This window comes from Marinomonas polaris DSM 16579 (assembly GCF_900129155.1).
GTDB lineage: Bacteria > Pseudomonadota > Gammaproteobacteria > Pseudomonadales > Marinomonadaceae > Marinomonas > Marinomonas polaris.
On record NZ_FQVF01000010.1, the window covers coordinates 181,087 to 194,844 of the forward strand.

Below are 13,758 nucleotides of genomic sequence, written 5' to 3' on the forward strand. Positions count from 1 at the left end.
GTAAAGCTTAACTTGCAAGCAACCTATAAAAAAATTTGCCTACAAAAGCAGCTTATTCATTTCAAATGAAATGAGTTGACTCGTTTCATTTGAAATGATTATATATATTTTCACTTACTATTTCGGCTTAAGTCATGTCTTATCTCAGCGGCTTTAGAAATTATCATTCGACCGAGGCGTTAGCGGGCGTTTTGCCTATTGGACAGAACAGTCCTCAGCGCTGCGCATTTGGTTTATATGCAGAACAGATCAGTGGCTCTGCATTTACGGCACCCCAAGGGCACAATCTACGTAGCTGGATGTACCGCATTAGACCCAGTGTTGCGCATCGAGCTGACGGAGACTTGGTTGAGTTCGTTAACTGGGTATCTCAATCAGACGATAGCAATACGCAAATCGCCTTTGATCCGCTTAGATGGAATCCATTAGCGGCTGTAGAAGGGCATTGGGTTGAGTCTGTTCGCACCTTAACTATCGCAGGCTCTGCAAGCTCGCAAATTGGTATGTCAGCGAGTATTGCTACATTGTATGAGCGGCAACAGCCTGTATTACAAAACCATGATGCAGAAATGTTGGTCATGCCGATCAGTTCGTCTATTAGCTTGCGGACTGAGTTTGGTGTGCTGGATATTGGTGTTGGCTCGCTTGGTGTTATTCCGCGTTCTGCATTTGTTGAATTAAGTACTGAAAATACAACCCAAATTTACTTGTTAGAAAATTATGGTTCACCTTTTGAATTGCCTAATCGCGGTGCCATAGGCGCGAATGGTTTGGCGAATGAACGTGACTTTGAATATCCAACGGCGAGCTTTGTAGAGCAACAATCAGCAACTTGGGTGATTGAAAAGAGAGAAGGGCGCTTTCGTGAATTCACCCTTGAACATTCGCCATTTGATGTGCTTGGTTGGCATGGAAATCATGCTCCTTATCGATATGATTTGAGACGCTTTAATACTCTTGGCTCGATAAGCTATGATCATCCTGATCCTTCGATTTTTACAGTTCTGACGTCACCAAGCCAAACTGCCGGTGTGGCAAATATAGATGTGGTGGTATTTGGTGATCGTTGGTTGGTTGCTGAAAATACCTTTCGTCCACCTTGGTATCATCGTAATGTCATGGCTGAGTTTATGGGATTAATTTACGGTACGTACGACGCTAAACCGAATGGTTTTTTGCCTGGAGGTGCTAGTCTTCATAATGCTGGTTCGCCACATGGCCCTGATTATGATGCGTTTTCAAAAGCATCAGCGTCAGAATTGACTCCCCATAAATTATCTGGAACACTCGCGTTTATGTTTGAAACCAGTGCGCCCCAGCGAATTACCCACTTTGCAGCGAATGCGACTGAACGTCAAAAAGACTATGTCGGCTGTTGGAAAGACATTCAACCAGCTAGCCAAATTATTAAAGAGTTCAACGTACCGGATAACATAAGTAGGAACAACAAAAGTACGGACAGCCACAATGGGTAATCTTTGCTCTGGGCGTCTACAATTATCTATTGCACTCCACTGGTCTCGAAGTGTGCGGGGAATTGCTATTCCGCCGCCTTCACAGGCTTAAAATCATTGCCTTTTAAATACATTATTTTCCAAATATAACGATAAATAGGAATACAGAAATGGCAGATTTATTTGAAAACCCAGTTGGATTAGACGGTTTTGAATTTGTAGAGTTTGCAGGCCCCAACCCAGAGAAAATAGCGGAAGTGTTTCAGCTTATGGGGTTTGAATTAGTCGCGAAACACCGTTCGAAAGATGTCGAGCTTTATCGACAAGGCGGCATTAATTTTATCTTAAATAAAGAAAAAGGCAGTGAGGCCTATTACTTTGGTCAGGAACACGGCAATGCCGCAGCAGGCATGGGGTTTCGTGTTAAAAATGCACACAAAGCCTACGAGTATGTTCTATCTAAAGGTGCTAAACCAATGGATATTCCGACTGGTCCTATGGAACTTAGGTTGCCTGCAATCAAGGGGATTGGTGGCGCGCCTATTTATCTAATCGACCGTTATGACGATGGTTTATCCATCTATGATATTGATTTCGAGTTCCTGCCAGATGTAGATAAAAAGCCTGTAGGTCATGGCTTTTACGAGATTGACCATCTGACTCACAACGTCTACCGAGGTCGTATGGCCTATTGGGGACGCTTCTATGAAACCTTATTTAACTTTCGCGAGATTCGTTACTTCGATATCAAGGGTGAATATACTGGTTTAACGTCACGAGCGATGACGGCTCCCGATGGGAAAATTCGTATTCCTTTGAATGAAGAAGCAGCTGGTGGCTCAGGTCAAATTGAAGAGTTTCTGATGTCATTCAATGGCGAGGGCATTCAGCATATTGCTTTGCGCACAGACAACTTAATGGCCAGTGTTGATTCCTTGCGTGCCAGCGGTATTCAGCTGATGACGGCACCACCGGAAACCTATTACGACATGCTGGAAGAGCGTCTTCCTGGTCATGGTGAAAAGGTCGATGAGCTGAAAGCGCGCGGTATTTTGCTGGATGGCACTATCGACGGCGCGCCACGATTATTGCTGCAAATATTCTCTACCAATCAGTTAGGCCCAGTGTTTTTTGAGTTTATCCAACGCAAAGGCGATGACGGTTTTGGGGAAGGCAACTTTAAAGCCTTGTTTGAATCCATAGAGCGCGATCAAGTAGCTCGTGGTGTCATCGAAACTAATGCTTAAAGGATGAAGTAATGGAAAACGTTGGTACGCTTTATTCTTATTGGCGCTCTTCTGCGGCCTATCGAGTCAGAATTGCGCTTGCTCTAAAGGGTTTATCTTATGACACCGCTTTCGTTCACTTGGTTAACGGCGGCGGTGAGCAGCATTCCTCTCACTATAAGTCGTTAAATGCACAAGGCTTGGTGCCGAGCTGGCAAGATGAAGAGGGCGTACTAACGCAATCTTTGGCTATTATCGAATACATCAATGATTGCCATCCTGATACGCCTTTGCTTCCCGCAGCGCCTTTTGCGCGCGCCAAAGTCCGTGCGATGGCGCAAGCGATTGCCTGTGAAATCCACCCGATTAACAACTTACGCGTTCTTAAATACCTTCGTACTAGTGTGGGTTTAGACGACGATGCGGTTAAAAGTTGGTATCAGCATTGGGTGAGCGAAGGCTTGGGCGCCTTGGAATTAATGGTCGAAGATGACGGTTTTTGTTATGGCAACACGCCATCTCTTGCGGATATCTGTCTGATTCCTCAACTGTATAACGCTCGTCGTTTTAACGTCGACTTAACAATCTATCCCAAATTGTATCGTATCGAAGCCAACTGTCTTCAGCTAGAAGCATTTAAGCAAGCTGTGCCAGAAGCCCAAGCTGATGCACAACTGTAAGTGGGTTAAACATGATAAATACTAAACAAAGTCACCTCAAGGAGATGTTCTGTGAATACCAATCGCATTAACAGCTGGTTGCCGAGCGCTAACATGGCCGGTTGCGAATTTCCCTTAGCGAACTTGCCTTATGCAGTCTTTTCCAGTGCCGATCAAATACACCATATTGGCGTCGGCATCGGCGATAAAATTGCTAATCTGAACGCACTTGAAGAAGCTGGGCTATTGGATAGTTTGGATCAGAGCTTGCGTGACGCCGTCAAACAAAGCGCTCTGAATCAATTGATGGGGCTAGGTCATAAACAATGGCATGCGCTGCGTCTTCGTTTGACCGAATTGTTCAGCAATAGTGTTTACCAAGACAAAGTAGAGCCTTGCTTGATTCCTCAGTCAGAGGTTGCTTTTCATTTGCCTTGTCAAATTGGTGACTACACAGATTTTTATACGTCTGTGCATCATGCCACACGAGTTGGGTCATTGTTTCGTCCAGATAATCCTCTGTTGCCAAACTACAAATGGATACCGATTGGCTATCATGGTCGAGCGTCTTCCATACGTGTCTCGGGCGAAGCATTCAAGCGTCCGGCAGGGCAGTTAAAAGCACCTGACGCCGAGCGTCCAGTATTAGAACTCTGTAAACGTCTTGATTATGAATTAGAGCTAGGGATTTTTATTGGCAAAGGTAGCCAGTTAGGAACGCCTATTTCAATGGCCGACGCTGAACAGCATGTTTTTGGTGTGTCCATGTTTAACGACTGGTCTGCTCGCGATATTCAGGCATGGGAATATCAACCTTTAGGGCCATTCTTGTCGAAAAACTTCTTTTCCAGTCTAAGTCCTTGGGTCGTACCGATGGCGGCGCTGGAACCTTATCGCTGTGATTGGACGCGAGATGCTGAAGACCCTCAACCGCTTGATTATCTAGACTCTAAAGCGAACCGCACCAAAGGCGCGATAGACATCAAGCTAGAGGTTTGGATAGAAACGGCCAAAATGCGAGCGAACAATCAGCCCGCTGAACGCCTTGCAAAAAGTAACTTCAAAGACTCTTACTGGACTATTGCGCAAATGGTGGCCCACCACACAGTGAATGGATGTGATCTAAAACCGGGAGACCTATTTGGCAGTGGTACTCAGTCTGGTCCAGATCTTGAAGAGTCCGGTTCTCTTCTTGAGCTCACCGTAGGCGGAAAGAATCCGATTACATTGAGTAATGGCGAGCAACGTACCTTTGTTGAAGATGGCGACCGAATTATTCTCAAAGGTTACTGTGGAGACGATCAACTAAGAATTGGCCTAGGGCAGGTGGATAACCTTGTTCAGGCTGGCAACAAGCCTTAATGACTAGGCTTGTCTTTATATAGCATCAAGCTAAATCTCTAGAAAAATAGCTCTGGTTCCAATGAACTAGAGCTATTTTTTATCTTATTCTACATACGGCAAGCTTAAGAAACTGCTAGAAATAGGTCATTACTTAAAGGCTGTTACTGCCAAATTTCAACTCGGTTACGGCCTTGCTCTTTGGCTCGATATAAGGCTTGGTCGGCGAGGCGGAGTAAATCTTGGTAGCTCTCTACTTGATGAGCAAACGCCACGCCCATACTGACCGTCATGGTCAAATCGGCTGCGATGTCGCTATAGTCATAAGTTTCAATACAATGACGTATATTTTCGCAATAAGCCGCCACATCTGCATCATTCATATCTTTAATCATCAAGGTGAATTCTTCACCGCCCCAACGAGCAGCATGTATCTGATGATCGGCAAGCAGTTTTAGCTGTTTAGCGAGCGCCTTTATCGCCTTATCTCCAATCAAATGAGAATAATGGTCATTGATTTTTTTGAAGTGGTCGATATCCATAATAACCAAGGCGAGCGGTGTTTGTTGCTGCTTGGCTTGAATAAACTTGTCGCTGAGCCATTTGTCAAAAGCACGTCGATTTGGCAAGCCAGTTAACTTATCTTCATTGGCTTGACGCTGGAAATCTTCCGATTGTTGACGCAATGCATAGGTTTGTTTTTCGACTAGGGCTTTTAGTTTTAACTCACTTTTTTGCAATCGTTGTACGCGCCATTTTATGCTACTCGCTAAAATGACTAATATTAAGAATGCCAAGCTTATCTGTAATTCTATGCGCTGCCAGAAGTGAGGTGAAATAGTGAACTCATAAACTTGATCAGCATTATTCCAGTCACTATATGGGTATCGGGCACTGACCAGAAACTTATATTTACCTGGTGCTAAATTGGTGTATTCGGCAATGGTATTTTTGCCCCTAGAAGCCCAGTTATCTTCAAAACCTACTAGCCTTGTCCGATATTCAATACGGGAAGACATGATGTATCCGAGTCCTGCATAGTTAAATACGACTCTATTAGTACCTGCAGGTAATATGTTTTGTTGATTGGCAGACAGTTCAAATCCGTCTGCCAATATAGATTCTATGGTGAGAGGCAAACGTGTTGTATTTTTTTGCGAGATAGTGGAGCTGTCTATCATGGCAACACCTTTAGAAGTGGCAAACCAGAGCTTGCCATTGTCCATAGCAACCGCTGCAGGGTTCGAGCCGCCATTTGCTTGAGCGCTTGCTAATCCATCACTTTCTGAAAAATGCTCAAACGCAATCTCATTTTGGCGACCATCAGCCACAGCATGAGCCTCATGATAGTCGACTCGCCAAATGCCACGATTACTGGTTAGCCAAAGCCCATTAGTACCGTCATAAACTACTTGGAATAGTTTATCGATGGGCAAGCCTGAGCGCCGTCCAACCAAGCCTAGCTGTCCATCTTGTTGGTTATATCGAATTAAGCCGCGGTCCGTAGCAATCCAGACATAACCTTCCTCCATCCAGAAGCCAAAAGCATATTCAGCCTCTTCGAGGTTATTAATAGGAACAATTTCAAAACCATTGGATGTTAATTTGGCAACACCCACTCCAGTTCCTACCCAAATTTGGCCTCGGTCGTCTTCTGCCAATGCCATGATGTAATTGTCAGGTAGGCCATTATTGCGAGTGAAAATTTGTTGCTGGCCAGCGGCATTTCGTTGCACAAGGCCATTGGTTGTACCAATCCATAAATTGCCGTGACTGTCTTCTAAAATGGATCTGACTTCATCGCTGGGTAACCCATTTCCATGATCAAACTGAGGGATTAATTGCTGATCTTTCCAGAGCATTAGACCATTAAGATAAGTGCCTACCCAAATACCACCATCATGCTGCTTAGCAAAGCTAAGGACAGAAACAGGAGCGCTATTATTAGCGCGCGCATTACGGGCGATATTGTTATGAATAAGGCTAAGGCCTTCACTTGAGCCAACCAGTACAGTATCGGAATCAATGTCGATAACGCTGCGAACATAATCGCCTACTAGATTGCGGCTCTTAGTCCAAGTAGTAAAAGGCGCTTTGCGCAGACGCACCAAACCGCCATTAGTGCCAATCCAAATGCTGCCTTCGAAGTCCTGTAATATGGATAACACACGATTATTCGGCAAACCAGAATGAGTATTTAGTCTTTCTATGTGGCTATTGCTGACCTTTATAAGGCCATTCTTGATAGTACCTAACCACAGGTTGTTTTCGTCATCTTCCATTAGAGCGCTAATGGCTTCACCTGCCAAACTAGGATGTACAATGCTGGCTCTATTATCTTCTAAAATAAAAGCGCCTCTTTCAGTGGCCACCAATAGACGTTTGTCGTGAGTTTCCAGAATGGAATAAACATGTAACTTTGGTAGATTGAACTTAGTTAATATTTCTTGTTTGTCTTGCCCATTTAGATGATATAAACCTTCTTCAGTTGTCGCCCAAATTCGACCTTTACTGTCTTCAAGTAATCGGTAAGCACTAATGTTCTGTAATACCCAAACTTCTTCAGTGGCAACATTTTCAATACTTGGCTTTGGCCGATGAAAAACGCCCAACCCTTCAACGGCTATCCAAAGGTCGCCGGAACTGTCTTTGAGCACGTTATTTACCATACTTGCAGCAGCAGATTGTGGCTGCCAGAGATTACCTTGGCGATACGTAATGCCACCTCTCACTCCAGCAATCCACAAGCCATTATCAGAGTCTGATACGAGAGTTCGAATACCTGAATCTAAAATGCCCGTTTTATCCGAGCGCTCATAAAAACGAAAATCACGACCATTGTAACGGGCAACACCTTCCCAAGTAGCAAACCACAAATAACCATCAGAAGTTTGCGCGATGGCATTAATACTGTTGTGTGGAAGGCCTTCATGAGTAGACCAAGTGTCTTTGAAATAATCTGAAAGAGGAGTAGAGGTGTTCGCATGAGCCACATTCAAAGCACATAAAAACATAATTCCTAACCATAATGGCATTGTTCTATGCGAATAGATAAGCGGCATTTTTCCCTCATACTTATACAGATTAATAACATCGAGCCTGATTGTTATTCACTATCAAAACATCTTTAGGTAGCGATATATACAATATATTGGTTTGCGAGTTTTAATATAAATTGAACACTAAGACTAGCTGATAATCAGTCTTAGAAAATTGGCCGAATATTACCATAAAGATTTTGAGTGCAATGTTTCTAAATGTTAATGAAATGACGAGTACAGCTTGAAACTTCGTGGAAATTACACCTAATTCGCGAAATATTACAGAATTTGTATTAGGTTATGATTAATAAATTCTGCTTATGACTAATGTCTAGAATAGACCGCAAAAAAATAGCAGAGGGAAGTAGATGGATTTTTACTGGAAAGGAGGAAATAAAGGGAAAGGGGCAGTAGATCTGTTTATCAGCACTTAAACGGCTCAGAGACAGGTTAAATCGCGATTAACTTTTACGCTCTAACTTGTCTCTGATGGTTTTTAGTTTAAGGTCTTGATTTAAGACTTAGTAACATTTTGCCTCTTTATTCTGCGCAACCAAGGCTTCATAAATCGGCAGATTTTTTGGCAAATTGGCTTGTAAATTTTTAATACGATTAGAGTTTGATGGGTGAGTCGACAACAACTCAGGTGTTTTACTCTCGCCGCCAGCACTCATATTACGCCACAACTGAACGCTTTCTCGCGGATCAAAGCCCGCTTCCGCCATGTATTCTAAGCCTAGTAAATCGGCTTCTGATTCATGCGAACGGCTGAAGGGTAAAATAATACCGACCTGCGCACCAAGACCCAATGCTTGGAAAATTGCAATTTTCTCTGGTGATTCCTCACCACTCAACTGATACCCTAGCGCCAAAGCTTGGCTAGTCGCCAACTGAGTCGAAACGCGCTCATTACCGTGTCGCGCAATCACGTGCGCCAACTCATGCCCAACTACTGCCGCCAACTGAGATTGATTGTCCGCTACTTTTAATAAGCCAGTATAAACACCCACCTTATAGCCTGGCAGAGCAAACGCGTTTACCTGCTCATCGTTAAACAACACAACTTCCCAATCTTGATTACGATATTTATCCGGTAACACCGCAATTAGTGTATCCGCCACACATTGTACCTGTTCACGTAACTTCGCATCCGATGATGCAGGCGTTTCCTTCTTCATCTCAGTAAAAGACTGAATACCCATCTCATTCATTTGACTGTCTGGCAGCACTGTAAACTGCTTACGACCTGTAGGCGAAGAACTACAACCCACCATCACAACTAACACCGCCGCCAGCGCGGCCTTAAAAGAAACCTTTATAAACACCATCGTAAAACCGCCTTGAAAATTGCATGGACTGTTGGATATGGATGTCATTATAGAGAAGGGCTTTTGTTAGAAGCAAATGGAGATAGGGGGATTGTTATGGATTTTGTCAGCACTAGGCAGATATCGGTCAACGTTATTTAGGCTAGAAGGTTTTGCACTGAAGTACTTTATAGATCGTTCTTCTGTTTTATTGGTTACTTACTGAACACCAAAACGATTCTTTACAATACCAATATCTACTTTGAGTTAGGATGTAAATATGCCAAGGGGAAGAGCATATTGTTAATGAAAGGAAAGTGACTGAAGTATTGAGATGCATAGGATGCATTTCGTTCCCTTAATATAAGCTTTGGTTGAGTAATATCTTGAAGCAATTACAGACTGCATTTTTTTATTTTATTTCGTTGTTTTTTGCTACAGCATTATTGTGCTTGCCGGCAAACGTATCTGCGCAGGATATGAATTTAGATGACGGTTGGGAATATGCGTGGGGAGACTCTGCGTTTAATTCTGATGGTGTTCCCTTATGGACGCAACAAAATAGCCTAGCTGATTGGCAACCCATTGCTTTTCCTGCCGATCCACCTGCTCGTGGTGCTCATGATAATGTTTGGTTTCGTATAAAACTTCCGCAACATGTTTATAGAGATCCTGTATTTTACGCGTCCAGTATAGATTTATTGGCTGAAGTGTATCTGGATGGTGAGCTTATTTATAAACATGGTCAGTTAGATCAGAATGGTGTAGGTGTATTTGCTGGTTGGCCTTGGCACATGATTACTCTGCCTGAGAATTTTGCGGGCAAAACACTCTATTTTCGGGTGTATTCAAATTATATAAATATTGGCTTTTGGGGAGAGCGAAAGCTCACCGAGCGAGTTGATGCCCTGAAACAAATTATCGAAGAGTCATTGCAAGGTTTTATAGTCGCTGGCGTGACCATTTTTATTGCGTTAATGGCGGCTATTTTTGCCATGTTAAAAGGTCAGCGTCGCCAATTTCTCAATGTATGTCTCTTTTCTCTTGCGGCAGCGGGACTAGTGTTGGGAGACATTCCAGCTATGAAGCTCATTTGGGATCAACCCTTACTTTGGAACTATATCGGTGCGTACGCGTATTTTTTACTCCCAATTCCAATGTTTATGTTGTTGGCTGAGTGGTTATCAGATGCCGGTTTAGAGGTTCGTCATTTTCAGTGGCTCTGGCGTGCTCATTTTGTGTTTTTGTTGTTAGCAGCAATTGGAAGCGTGTCTGGCCTCCTTCATCTTACTCAGCTTTATCCAGCATTTGATGGCATGTTTATCGTGACGTTACTCCTGCTGGTAGTTTTTGTTCTATTGGTGTTTAACCGTGTCCGTCTGGAGCAAAAATTACTTATTCTGGCTTACTTTGGTTTTTGCTCTGTAATGATGCTTGATATGGCGGTTGCACATAATTGGATATCATGGAGTTCTGTTCCTGTTTCTAGTGGTGCGCTGCTATTTTCTGTAGCGATCATTGGTTTGTCTTTTAACCATTATTTGTCTACTCAAAGAAGATTAGCGAAGCTGAATATATCATTAGAGTCTAAAGTCATTGAGCGTACCGAGCAGCTGAGCATTATGGTAAAGCAAGAAGCATTACGCGCTAATGGTTTGTTATTTCAGCAAGAAAAGCTTGAAATTGTCAGTGATATTATCTTTGAACTAGAAAGCTGCCATACACTAGAAGTAGGAATTGAAAAGATAGCCAATAACATCGAAGCACTTTGTGCGCCTTTTTCTGGTGTATTTAGCATTGCGGTTACAGATGAATGGCGAAATGTTCACAGCTGGGGTCATACCATTGACGCTCCTCTTCCTAAAAATACAGCGCTGATCAAGCTTAAGTTTAATAACGAGCAGGGCGTTTTTCCATTCAGAGTCGTTAATCAGCAAGGTTCTGTTCGTTATGTTGCGCTACTGCAAGTTCAGGCAACAGGAGTTCTTAATGGGTATCCTGTAGCGCACTTTATGAAACTGCTAAAGCGAGCGGTAGAAAAAATAAACATTACCTTAGCAAATATAGCCTTACGCGAGGAACTGCAACGCTTTTCCTATGAAGATGAGCTCACAGGGTTAAAAAATCGCCGCTTTTTCTCTGAGGTTATGGAACATGAAATTGCATCTGCTGAACAAAATCAAGAAGCGTTATCGCTACTGATTTGCGATATCGATTACTTTAAAAAATTCAACGACACCTATGGTCACCCTGCCGGTGACGAAGCACTGAAAACCCTCGCTAGCTTACTGAGTCACTTTTTCCATGAAGGTGATATTGTTTGTCGTTTGGGAGGAGAAGAGTTTGTCGTTGTTATGCCTAGAGTCACAAGTGAAGACTGCTTACGAAAAGCCGAGCAATTAAGGGCTGCTGTTGAAAAAACACAAATAGAGTATGAAGGGTACTTGCTCGAAAATATCACCATTTCGATTGGCATATCAAACTGGCCAGAACTAATTTCAGATCCGCGACAACTATTCCAACAAACAGACTCAGCCTTGTATCAAGCCAAAGAAAGTGGCCGCAACTGTATTCGGATAACGGAAAAGTAGAGCGTGCTATTTGCATACAATTGAATTAAAAACAGGTTTTACTATTTACCCGTTGTCTAAAAAGGTATTAAGTGATAAAAATATTCCCATGAACCCTTTATTAAGTTTTTTTCAATACAGCACCTCTACCACCACGACCACAAGGTTGTTTGGAGGGTAGCTGCTATTTGATTAAAAAAGCCCTCTGAGCGAATCGCCAGAGGGCTTTTTTATGTCTATTTCTTGTTGTTCGCTCAGAGTATTTCACTAAAAATCTTTCATTAGGAGAAAGATATGAAAACTCATCGCGAACTCGCGGAACAGCTCGATTTATTTCACTCAGAACAACAAGCACCGGGGATGCTATTTTGGCATCCAAATGGCTGGCATTTGTTTCAAAATATACAAGAACACATGCGACGCTGTTACCGACAATATGGCTTCAAAGAAGTGCGTACACCTCAGTTAATGAAAAAAGAGCTATGGCACATATCTGGTCATATGGATATGTATGCTCAAGACATGTTCTTTGGTGGCGAGCAAAATGGTGACCAAGAATACGCCTTAAAACCTATGTCTTGTCCTGCTCATATATTGATGTATAAACGCGGCGTACACAGCTACCGAGACTTACCTCTGAAGTTATTTGAATTTGGTTTAGTGCATCGTAATGAATCATCCGGCTCATTAAATGGTTGCCTAAGATTGCGGCAGTTTACTCAAGACGATGCTCATGTATTTTGTGCCTGGTCTCAGGTGAAACATGAAGTTAGCCAGTTTCTTCAACGAGCAAAACAAATTTATAACGACTACGGCTACCAAGCTCTAGAAGTCAAAATCTCTACACAACCAGAGCAAGCATTAGGCGACGATGCATCGTGGCGACGTGCGGAAGACATACTTAAAGAAGCCTGTCAGGCGGAAAGTGTTCCTTTTGAAATTCAAATTGGTGAAGGCGCGTTTTATGGGCCAAAAATTGAACTGGCATTACAAGATGCCATGGGGCGAATTTGGCAGTGCGGAACAATACAACTGGACTTCAACTTACCAGATCGTTTCGAATTAGAATTCGACAATGAACAGGGCAAAGCAGAGCAACCTATTATCCTACATCAAGCCGTTTATGGCTCGATTGAACGCTGGATCGGCATACTGCTCGAAGTGTCGCAAGGCGTATTGCCCGAATGGATACATCCGCAACCCGTCGCATTAGTTTCTGTTAATGACTCTGTTTTAGACTACGCCAATCAGATACGAGCAGATCTAGAACAACAAGACATAAACGTCTTGTGTGAATTTGGCGATCACTCCGTTGGCCGCAAAATAAAACGCAGCTTTGAACTCAAAATCCCCAACATCGTCATAATAGGAGAGCAAGAAGCCCAAGCGGGAAAACTGACAATCCGCAGAGGCAAACACATTGAAATGATCAACAAGGAAGAACTGATTTCCTTTTTAAAATCCAAGCAAAACCTAAGATAAAAAGGAGAGCACCATGACCTGCGAAACCAGATAGGCCGCCAAGCAATTGGCGGCCTTTTTCGTTATTGGGGTTGATTAGAGCTGGAGTAGTATCGAAATGTTTGTTGTGGTCGCATACTAAGCTTAGACTTTGTTAATACAATGATGAAAGTGCGTAAACGCAGGAGAGACAAATGGACAAAGATAGAAAAACTAATAATGACCAGCAAAACATCGACGAGACAAAACTGCAAACACTTCGCAGCCTTATTCAAGAAGGCATCGACAGCGGTGAAGCAGAATACAGTTATGAGGATTCGATAGAAGAGTAGGTGCAAGTGTTTTTAGTAAATTGGACTTCCCTAAGTTTGCTAGACAGTAGTTTCTTCTAAAAAATACATTTCTTCGAACTTTGCAGGTGACACGCCGCCTGTATGAGAATGACGTTTTATCGGATTGTAGAACATCTCAATAAAATTAAATATTTCACCTTTCGCTTCTTCCCTTGTCGAATATATCTTTCGTTTTGTCACTCGCTTCTTGAAGGTGGCAAAAAAGCTTTCCGCAACCGCGTTATCATGACAATTTCCTCGACGACTCATTGAAGGAATCAAGTTATGAGCCCTCATAAAAGCAAGGTAATCAGAACTCGCGTATTGGCTACCCTGATCGCTGTGGACTAATACTTCATATTTGGGC

10 protein-coding genes are annotated in these 13,758 nt (G+C 42.9%); 7 read left to right on the forward strand and 3 right to left on the reverse strand.

All coding sequences use genetic code 11. The annotated features are described in order from the left end of the window. Positions 1-134: 134 nt before the first annotated feature. The 4 genes from hmgA to fahA all read left to right on the forward strand — a co-directional run bounded on the left by hmgA (position 135) and on the right by fahA (position 4,701). Positions 135-1,475, forward strand: a complete 1,341-nt coding sequence (hmgA, locus tag BUA59_RS12530) for a homogentisate 1,2-dioxygenase (protein ID WP_072840036.1) — start codon at positions 135-137, stop codon at positions 1,473-1,475. A 149-nt stretch (positions 1,476-1,624) separates the two neighbouring features. Continuing rightward, positions 1,625-2,701, forward strand: coding sequence for a 4-hydroxyphenylpyruvate dioxygenase (hppD, locus tag BUA59_RS12535; RefSeq protein ID WP_072840037.1), 1,077 nt, complete (start codon positions 1,625-1,627; stop codon positions 2,699-2,701). 11 nt (positions 2,702-2,712) lie between these two features. Further along, positions 2,713-3,360 (forward strand): maleylacetoacetate isomerase, encoded by a 648-nt coding sequence (gene maiA, locus BUA59_RS12540; RefSeq protein WP_072840038.1) that lies wholly within the window; start codon positions 2,713-2,715, stop codon positions 3,358-3,360. 51 nt (positions 3,361-3,411) lie between these two features. Beyond that, a complete protein-coding gene (gene fahA, locus BUA59_RS12545) occupies positions 3,412-4,701 on the forward strand; it encodes a fumarylacetoacetase (protein WP_072840039.1) in 1,290 nt (429 codons plus the stop codon). Between the two features lie 143 nt (positions 4,702-4,844). Here fahA and BUA59_RS12550 read toward each other — a convergent pair whose 3' ends face one another. Together BUA59_RS12550 and BUA59_RS12555 are read right to left on the reverse strand one after the other, a co-directional pair. Then, entirely contained in the window at positions 4,845-7,694 is a 2,850-nt protein-coding gene (locus BUA59_RS12550; protein ID WP_072840056.1) for a ligand-binding sensor domain-containing diguanylate cyclase, read from the reverse strand. Positions 7,695-8,242: 548 nt separating this feature from the next. Next, positions 8,243-9,049: a M48 family metallopeptidase gene (locus tag BUA59_RS12555; protein WP_072840040.1), complete on the reverse strand. Its 807-nt coding sequence runs from the start codon at positions 9,047-9,049 to the stop codon at positions 8,243-8,245. A 365-nt stretch (positions 9,050-9,414) separates the two neighbouring features. Between BUA59_RS12555 and BUA59_RS12560 the strand changes: the two genes are divergently transcribed. The 3 genes from BUA59_RS12560 (at position 9,415) to BUA59_RS23865 (ending at position 13,391) form a co-directional block, all read left to right on the forward strand. Continuing rightward, positions 9,415-11,619 carry a GGDEF domain-containing protein gene (locus BUA59_RS12560; RefSeq protein ID WP_139248875.1) on the forward strand — a complete coding sequence of 735 codons (2,205 nt, stop codon included), beginning with the start codon at positions 9,415-9,417 and terminating at the stop codon, positions 11,617-11,619. 273 nt (positions 11,620-11,892) lie between these two features. Next, positions 11,893-13,080 carry a threonine--tRNA ligase gene (gene thrS / locus BUA59_RS12565; RefSeq protein ID WP_072840041.1) on the forward strand — a complete coding sequence of 396 codons (1,188 nt, stop codon included), beginning with the start codon at positions 11,893-11,895 and terminating at the stop codon, positions 13,078-13,080. Between the two features lie 173 nt (positions 13,081-13,253). Further along, positions 13,254-13,391 carry a hypothetical protein gene (locus tag BUA59_RS23865; RefSeq protein ID WP_175550775.1) on the forward strand — a complete coding sequence of 46 codons (138 nt, stop codon included), beginning with the start codon at positions 13,254-13,256 and terminating at the stop codon, positions 13,389-13,391. Positions 13,392-13,430: 39 nt separating this feature from the next. Here BUA59_RS23865 and BUA59_RS12570 read toward each other — a convergent pair. Then, positions 13,431-13,758: IS3 family transposase (locus BUA59_RS12570; RefSeq protein ID WP_139248877.1), on the reverse strand; the 328-nt coding region annotated here is incomplete at its 5' end.

Excerpts from the sequence above, each read along its gene's own strand:
- hmgA (WP_072840036.1), top strand. The coding sequence starts at position 135 with ATGTCTTATCTCAGCGGCTTTAGAAATTATCATTCGACCGAGGCGTTA.
- hppD (WP_072840037.1), top strand. The coding sequence starts at position 1,625 with ATGGCAGATTTATTTGAAAACCCAGTTGGATTAGACGGTTTTGAATTT.
- maiA (WP_072840038.1), top strand. The coding sequence starts at position 2,713 with ATGGAAAACGTTGGTACGCTTTATTCTTATTGGCGCTCTTCTGCGGCC.
- BUA59_RS12550 (WP_072840056.1), bottom strand. The coding sequence starts at position 7,694 with ATGTTTTTATGTGCTTTGAATGTGGCTCATGCGAACACCTCTACTCCT.
- BUA59_RS12555 (WP_072840040.1), bottom strand. The coding sequence starts at position 9,049 with ATGGTGTTTATAAAGGTTTCTTTTAAGGCCGCGCTGGCGGCGGTGTTA.
- thrS (WP_072840041.1), top strand. The coding sequence starts at position 11,893 with ATGAAAACTCATCGCGAACTCGCGGAACAGCTCGATTTATTTCACTCA.
- BUA59_RS23865 (WP_175550775.1), top strand. The coding sequence starts at position 13,254 with ATGGACAAAGATAGAAAAACTAATAATGACCAGCAAAACATCGACGAG.